The organism is Thermus caliditerrae, from assembly GCF_021462525.1.
Taxonomy (GTDB): domain Bacteria; phylum Deinococcota; class Deinococci; order Deinococcales; family Thermaceae; genus Thermus; species Thermus caliditerrae.
The window spans coordinates 39,091-46,548 of sequence record NZ_JAKEDT010000021.1; the positions used below are offsets into that span (position 1 = coordinate 39,091).

3 protein-coding genes and 1 pseudogene are annotated in these 7,458 nt (G+C 67.0%); 2 read left to right on the top strand and 2 right to left on the bottom strand.

Features of this window, described 5'->3' with window-relative positions; translation table 11 throughout:
- Position 1: 1 nt before the first annotated feature.
- Positions 2–2,575, top strand: coding sequence for a bifunctional diguanylate cyclase/phosphodiesterase (locus tag L1088_RS10455; protein WP_234554976.1), 2,574 nt, complete (start codon positions 2–4; stop codon positions 2,573–2,575).
- A 24-nt stretch (positions 2,576–2,599) separates the two neighbouring features.
- Positions 2,600–6,259 (top strand): PAS domain S-box protein, encoded by a 3,660-nt coding sequence (locus L1088_RS10460; protein WP_234554977.1) that lies wholly within the window; start codon positions 2,600–2,602, stop codon positions 6,257–6,259.
- Between the two features lie 94 nt (positions 6,260–6,353).
- Here the strand turns inward: L1088_RS10460 and L1088_RS10465 are convergent, their stop codons facing one another.
- Together L1088_RS10465 and L1088_RS10470 are read right to left on the bottom strand one after the other, a co-directional pair.
- Positions 6,354–6,656, bottom strand: a complete 303-nt coding sequence (locus tag L1088_RS10465) for a metal-sulfur cluster assembly factor (RefSeq protein ID WP_234554978.1) — start codon at positions 6,654–6,656, stop codon at positions 6,354–6,356.
- Positions 6,653–7,390 (bottom strand): annotated as a pseudogene (locus L1088_RS10470) (hypothetical protein); the annotation flags it as partial. The pseudogene L1088_RS10470 and the gene L1088_RS10465, both read right to left, overlap by 4 nt.
- Positions 7,391–7,458 lie beyond the last annotated feature (68 nt).

A 7,458-nucleotide genomic window follows, 5' to 3' on the forward strand; every position in this document is an offset into this window, starting at 1 on the left:
CATGAAGGGCAACTGGGGTCTAGCCCTCTCGCAAGCCCTTTTCCCCCTGCTCCGCCGGGGGCTCGAGGGGCTTGGGGATGCGCTGGAACAGGTGGCCCTGGCTCTTTCCACGCACCGCGCCTACCTCTTCCGCCTCGAGGTGCACCACGGCGTCTGGTACGCCAACCAGCTGGCCGAGTGGGCGGGCCCCGGCACCAGCCCCCAGATCCAGAACCCGGCCCTGCAGAACCTGCCCCTCCGGGAAGCGGGCTACGGGCGCTGGCTGGAGCGCTTCCTGAAGGACCAGGCGGTGGCAGGCCCCGTGGCCTCTTTCCCTGAGGAGGAAAGGCCCCTCCTGGAGGCCCAGGAGATCCAGAGCCTTTTGGTGGTGCCCATCGGAGTGGAGGGCCAGCTTTGGGGCTTCCTGGGGGTGGACGACTGCCAGCGGGAAAGGCGCTTCAGCGGGGAGGAGGAAGCCTTTCTCCGGGCCGTGGCCGAGGCCTTAGCCCGCACCCTGGAGCTTTGGGAACGAAACCGATGGCTCCAGGGCCTGTTGGAAGCCTCCCCTCTTTATGTGGCCCGGCTGGACGAGGAAGGCCACCTCCGCTATGCCAACCCCGCCCTGCGGGCCGCTTTCCCCCAGGGGCTCAGCCTCCCCGTGGCCGAAGCCCTAGCCCAACCCGGCCGGCCCCGCCTCCACATCCTCCGGGGAAAGGAGGTGGTGGAGTGGCACCTCCTGGCCGTGCCTGGACCCGGACAGGAAGTGCTGGAGGTCCTGGCCCTGGGGCTGGACGTGACGGAAAGGGAGGAAGCCCAGGCGCGGGAAAGCCGCTGGAGCACCTTCCGCAAAAACCTCCTGAGGGTCTACGAAACCCTCATGGCCGAGGGGCTTTCCGACTCCATCTTTGGGCTCATCCTCGAGGCCGCCCTGGACACCCTTCCCTCCGCCCAGGCGGGCAGCGTCACCGTGCTGATGGAAGACGGTTGCTACCACTTTGTGGCGGCCAAAGGGTACGACCTCGAGGCCCTGCGCCAGGTGTGCCTACACCCCGAAGAGCCCCTTTCTCTCACCGGGCACAGCGAAGCCCAGGTATTTACCCGGAAGGACCTGGAGCGCTTCAACGCCCGGCTGGACGAGAAGAGGCGGCGGGTCATGGAGGAAGCGGGGAGGGTGAAGGAGATCCAGGCCATCCTCTCGGTGCCCGTGTACCTGGCCGGGGAGCGGAAGGCCTTTTTATACTTGGACAACTTTGAGCGGGAGGACGCCTTTACCCCCTTGGACCTGGAGCTGGCCCAGGCCTTCGCCAGCCAACTGGGCCTACTCCTCCGTAGGCTGGAGCTGGAGGGGAGGCTCCAGCACCTGGCCTACCACGACCCCCTCACCGGCCTTCCCAACCGCCTCTTCTTCCTGGAAAAGCTTGCCCAAGCCCTCCGGGAAGAGGGGCGTAACCTGGCGGTCTTGTACCTGGACCTGGACGGGCTCAAGCTGGTGAACGACCTGGAAGGGCACGCCGCCGGGGACGAGGTGATCCGGGTCATGGCCGCTCGCTTCCGGGCCGCCCTCCGCCCCCGGGACCTGGTGGCCCGGCAGGGGGGAGACGAGTTTCTGGTGCTCCTCACCGGCCTCAGGGAGGCCAAGGAGGCGGTCGCCGTGGCCGAAAGGCTTTTGGAGGTGGCCCGCCTGCCCTGCCCCGTGGGGGAACGGGGCTACCACCTCTCCACCTCGGTGGGCATCGCCTTAGGGGAGCCGGGGCTTTCCCCCGGCGAGCTCCTGCAACGGGCCGACCTGGCCCTGTACCGGGCCAAGGGGGAAGGCAAGGACCGCCTGGCCTTCTTTGAGCCCCACCTCCAGGAGGCCCTACGCCGGGAAATCCATCTCCTGGAAGCCTTGCGGGAGGACTTGGAAGGGGGCGAAGGCCTCTGGCTGGTCTACCAGCCCATCGTGGACCTGGCCACGGGCAGAAGCGTGGCCCTGGAGGCCCTGCTCCGCTGGCGCCTGGCTCCCCCTTCCGAGCTCGTCCCCCTGGCGGAAAGGCACCGGCTCATGGGCCAGCTGGGGCAGTGGGTCCTCCGCCACGCCTGCGAGGAGCAGCGCCGCCACGGCCTCAGGGTGCACGTGAACGTCAGCCCCCAGGAGCTTCTGGACCCCACCTACGCCTTCCGGGTAGCGGAGGTCCTGGAGGAAACCGGCTGCCCCCCAGACCGCCTGGTCCTGGAGGTGACCGAAAGCTCCCTGATCCCCGACGAGCGGGGGCGCGACGCCACCCGGGCCCTCGAGGCCCTCCGGAACCTGGGGGTGGGCATCTACCTGGACGACTTCGGCTCGGGTTACTCCAGCCTGGAGCGGCTAGCCGAGCTTCCCGTGCAGGGGGTCAAGCTGGGCCAGGCCTTCACCCGTCGCCTCGGGGCCCCGCCCAACCCCCAGGGCCCCGCCGCCCGGCTGGTGGCCGCCGTCTTGGCCCTGGCCCAGGCCTTGGGGCTGGAGGCCATTGCGGAAGGGATAGAGGACCAGGCCACCCTGGCCTACCTGCGGAACCTGGGCTTCCCCTTGGGCCAGGGCTACCTCTGGGGCAAACCAGAACCCCTACGTCTCTGAAGCCGCATAGAGAAGCCGCATAGAATGGAAAAGAGAGTGGGCCCGAGCGCATCCTGGAAAATCGCCTTGGCTTACGCCGCCTTTTCCCTGGCCTGGATCCTGGCCAGCGATCGGCTCTTCCTCCTCCTCTTCCCCGTCGCCGAAGAGCTCACCCGCTGGCAGACGGGCAAAGGCTTGGTCTTCGTTCTCCTTTCCTCCACCTTGATCTACCTCTTGGCACAGCGCTGGGAAGCCAGCCAAAGGCGGGCCTCTCAGGCTCTAGCCGCCTCGGAGCGGCGCTTCCGGGCCCTGGTGGAAAACAGCCGTGAGCTGATCTTCGTGCTGGACAATGCAGGACGCATCGTCTACGCCTCCCCCAACGTGGGCCAGGTGCTGGGGTACAACCCTTTGGGCTACACCCAAGCCCCCATCTTCGCCCTGGACTTCCTCCATCCTGAGGATCGCCTCTACGCCGAGGCGGTGCTGGAGGATCTGCGGCGCCATCCGGAAGCGGTGCGGGAGTACAGCTTCCGCCTGCTGGACGCATGGGGCCAGGTGCGACAGGTCCGGGTTTGGGGGCGGAACCTCCTCGGCGACCCGGCGGTGGAAGGCATCGTCTTGAACGTCAGGGACGAAAGCGAGCTGGAAGAGGAGCGGGCCCGGCTCCAAGGACTTTTAGAAGCCCTTCCCGGTAGGGTCTTCCAAGCCCGGGTGCCCGAAGGCGCCGACCCCGCCTGGCTCCCCTTGCTTTACGCTTCCCCCCAAGGGGAGCGCCTCCTGGGGTACGCTCCCCAGGAGCTGGCCCAGGACCCAGAGGCCTTCTACGCCAAGGTGCACCCGGAGGACCGAGGAAAGGCCCAGGAGGTCTGCCGGGAAGCCGTGGCCCATCCCGGAAGGGTGTGCAGCGTCACCTACCGCTTCTGGCATGGGCAAAAAGAGCGCTGGGTCTGGCTGCGGGACACCCTGGTGTACGACCCCCACAGCCGCCTCCTCACCGGCTACGGGATGGACGTCACGGAAACCTTGGAGGCGGAAGAACGCTTCCGGCTTCTTTTCCAAGCCCATCCCCTGCCCATGTGGGTCTACGACCGGGAGACCTACCGCTTCCTGGAGGTCAACCAGGCGGCCATGGAGCAATACGGGTACACCCGGGAGGAGTTCCTCTCCATGACCCTCCTGGAGATCCGCCCGGAAAGGGAGCGCTTGCGCCTCCTGGAGGACTTGGCGAAGGAAAGGCCCCCCCTACAGCGCTCTGGACCCTGGACCCACCGCCTCAAGGACGGGAGGGAAATCCAGGTGGAGATCTTCTCCCACACCCTGGACTACGGGGGCCGGCCCGCCGTCTTGGTGGTGGCCCTGGACGTGACGGAGAAGCTAAAAGCCGAGGCCACCCGCAAGCTCTTGCAGGAAGCCCTCGAGGCCGCCCATGAGGCCGTGGTCCTCACCGACCGCATGGGCCGCATCGAGTGGGTGAACCCCGCCTTCACCCGGCTCACCGGCTACACGCCAGAGGAGGCCATCGGCAAGAACCCCCGCATCCTGAAGTCGGGAATGCACGACCCAACCTTCTACAAAAGCCTCTGGGACACCATCCTCTCCGGCCAGGTCTGGGAAGGGGAGCTGGTCAACCGCCGCAAGGACGGCACCCTCTACACCGAGCGGATGACCATCACCCCGGTGCGGGAAAACGGCGGAATACGCCACTTCATCGCCATCAAGCGGGACGTGACCGAGGAAAAGGCCCGGGAAAGGGCCCTGCGCGAGTCCGAAGCCCTCTTCCGCACCCTGGCGGAAACTGCCCCCGCCCTCATCCTGATGTGGCAAGAGGAGCGCCTTACCTTCGCCAACCAAGAGGCCCTGCGCCTCACCGGCTACACACTGGAGGAGCTCCAAAGCCACCCCATCTGGGAGTTCGTCCACCCCGCCGACCGGGAGATGGTGCGGCAAAGGGGCCTGGCCCGCATGCGGGGAGAAAACCCCCCAAGCCGCTACCCCTTCCGCATCGTCACCAAGGGAGGGGAGGTGCGCTGGCTGGACTACGCCGCTGCCCGCGTGGAGGTGGGGGGCCAGCCCGCCATCTTGGGGGTGGGCCTGGACATCACCAAGGCCAAGGAGCGGGAGCTTTCCCTGGAAGCCTTCGCCCGGGTAAGCCTGGCCCTGCGCCAAAGCGAAAACGTCAAAGAGATGCTGGAACACGCCCTGGAGGCCGCCCTAGCCGTCCTGGAGGCCCCAGTGGGAAGCATCCTCCTCTACGACACGGACACGGGCCGCTTGGAAGAGGCGGCCAGCCGGGGCTGGGCCAAAGACCTCCCGGTACCCCCCACTCTGGGCGAGCCCAGCCTGGTGAGCCTCGCTCTGCAGGGCCAGGTGGTGGCGAGCCAGGACCTGAAGCGCGACCCGCGGGTGCGCCCGGGTGTCAAGCCCCTCATTCCCGAAGGCTGGAGCGGGGCGGTGATCCCCCTGCTGGCGGGCAAAGAGCCCGTGGGCGCCCTCACCCTGGCCTGGCCTCACCCCCATACCCCTACCCCGGCGGAGGTGGAGCGAGCGGTACTGGTGGCGGAAACCATGGGCAACGCAGTGCGTCGGGCAAGCCTGCGGTACAAGCTGGCCAAGCGCCTCGCCCACCTGGAGAGCCTCCGCCTCTTGGACCAAACCATTCTCGCCTCCTTGGACCTAGGGCCCAGCTTGGAGGTGCTGCTGGACCAGGTGATGCGCCTGCCGCTGGATGCTGCGGCCCTTTTCCTGTACGCTCCCCAGGAAAGAGTCCTGCTCCTAAGGGGGCATAGGGGGTTCCTCTCCCCCGCCGCCCTCCTTCCCAAACGCATCCCGTTAGGCCAGGGGTATGTGGGTGTAGCGGCGCTGGAAGGGCGCACGATCGCCGCCGATAACCTAGCCCAAAACCCTGGGACTCACCCCGATTTCACGCTGCAAGAGGGGTTGGCGGCGGAAAGGGCCTATCCCCTATTCGCCAAGGGGAAGCTCCTCGGGGTCTTGGCCGTGTTCACCCGCAGGCCCTGGAACCTCCCCCCCGAGGACGAGGAGTTCCTGGAGGCCCTGGCGGCCCAGGGAGCCATCGCCTTGGACAACGCCTTGACCTTCCAAGAACTCCTCAAAAGCCAGCGGGAGCTGGAGGCCGCCTACGACCTCACCCTCTGGGGCTGGGCCAAGGCGGTGGAGCTCCGCGACCAGGAAACCGCCGGCCACACCGAGCGGGTCACGGAGCTCACCCTGCGCCTCGCCCGCGCCCTGGGGGTGCCCGAGGAGGACCTGGACGACATCCGGCGCGGGGCCATCCTCCACGACGTGGGCAAGATCGGCATCCCCGACGCCATCCTCCTCAAGCCCGGCCCCCTCACCGAGGAGGAGTGGGCCATCATGAAGAAGCACCCCGTCTACGCCTACGAGTGGCTTTCCGGCATCCCCTTCCTCAAAAAGGCCCTGGAGATCCCCTACGCCCACCACGAGCGCTGGGACGGCTCGGGCTACCCCAGGGGGCTGAAGGGGCAGGAGATCCCCCTTGCCGCCCGCATCTTCGCCGTGGTGGACGTGTACGATGCCCTGACCTCCAACCGCCCTTACCGGAAGGCTTGGTCCAGGGAAAAGGCCCTGGCCTACATAGAGGAGCAAGGAGGCCAGCAGTTTGACCCCGAGGTGGTGGCGGCCTTCCTGGGGTTGATGGCCGGGGAAGAGCATCGCCTGTCCTAAGGGCCGATGCGCGAAACTTACCCGGGAGAAGGCGAAGAGGCATGAGCCCGGCCTTTTTGGGGGCCCCGTCGTAGCCCAAGCCAAGACGGGGCACTTAGGCCCAGCCCAGGAGCCGCCGGGCCTCCGGGGAGAGGCAGGCCGGAGTCCAGGGGGGGTCAAAGGTAAGCTCCACCGCCACCTCTTCTATGCCCGGGATGCGGCTTAAGGCCTGGCGCACCGCCTCCCCCATACTGTCGTGCAGGGGGCAGCCCGGGGTGGTGAGGGTCATGCGCACATAGGCCCTGGGGGGGTCCACCTTGAGCTCGCAGATGAGCCCCAGGTTAACCACGTCCAGGCCCAGCTCCGGGTCGTAGACCGTGCGCAAGAGGTTCCATGCCTGCTCCTCCAAAGGGTTCATCGCCGCATCACCTCCCAAAGGGCATACACATGGGGCAAAGCCCCTGCGAGGTAAACCCACCCCGCCCAGGGAAAGAAGGGAAGAAGAAGCGCCCCTGTGGCCAGCAAAGCCCCCGACCCATACCCCGCTCCCTCCGGGAGCATCTCCTTGAGCAGGGGGACCTTTTCCTTCCCCGCCCTCGGGGCGTACCGGTGGGTCCAGACCAGAAAGGGCAGGATCTTGTAGAGCATCCCCGTCACCACCAGCCCCACAAAGCCCAAGGCGAACCAAAGGGCCGCCCAGACCGGGTTAAAGGGCAGGACCACGAGGGAAAGGCCCAAGAAGAAGAGGCCAAGGAGGTAGTGCCGCACCCCGATATCCAGGGCTTTTTTCATGCGGTTTTTGAGGATGCGCCCGGTGTCGTAGAGGGCGAGGGCGTAGGCCACAAGAAGGAGGACGTAGCCCAGCCTTTCCCCCATGGCCAGACCCAGAAGCCCCAGGTTGGCCGCCCAGAGGAAAAGCCCCAGGACCCGCTCGTCCACCCCGTGGGTGAGGGTGAACATGGAAAGGAGCTTGTACCCTACCCCCAGGATGGCAAGAAGGAAAACCCCGCCCAAGCCGGCCAGGAGGTGCCAGGCGAGCCTTTCCGGGTCGTAAAAGCCGTAGCGCTGGGAAAGAGCTTGCAAAAGGCCCAAGAGAGGGGTGAGAACCAGGTACAAGACCACCCAGGCCAAGGCGGTGGCCACCCGGTTCCAGCCAGACTTGACCGATATGCGGCCTTGGGGTAAAGAGGGGGCATGACCCTACGCGAGGCCTTGTCCCA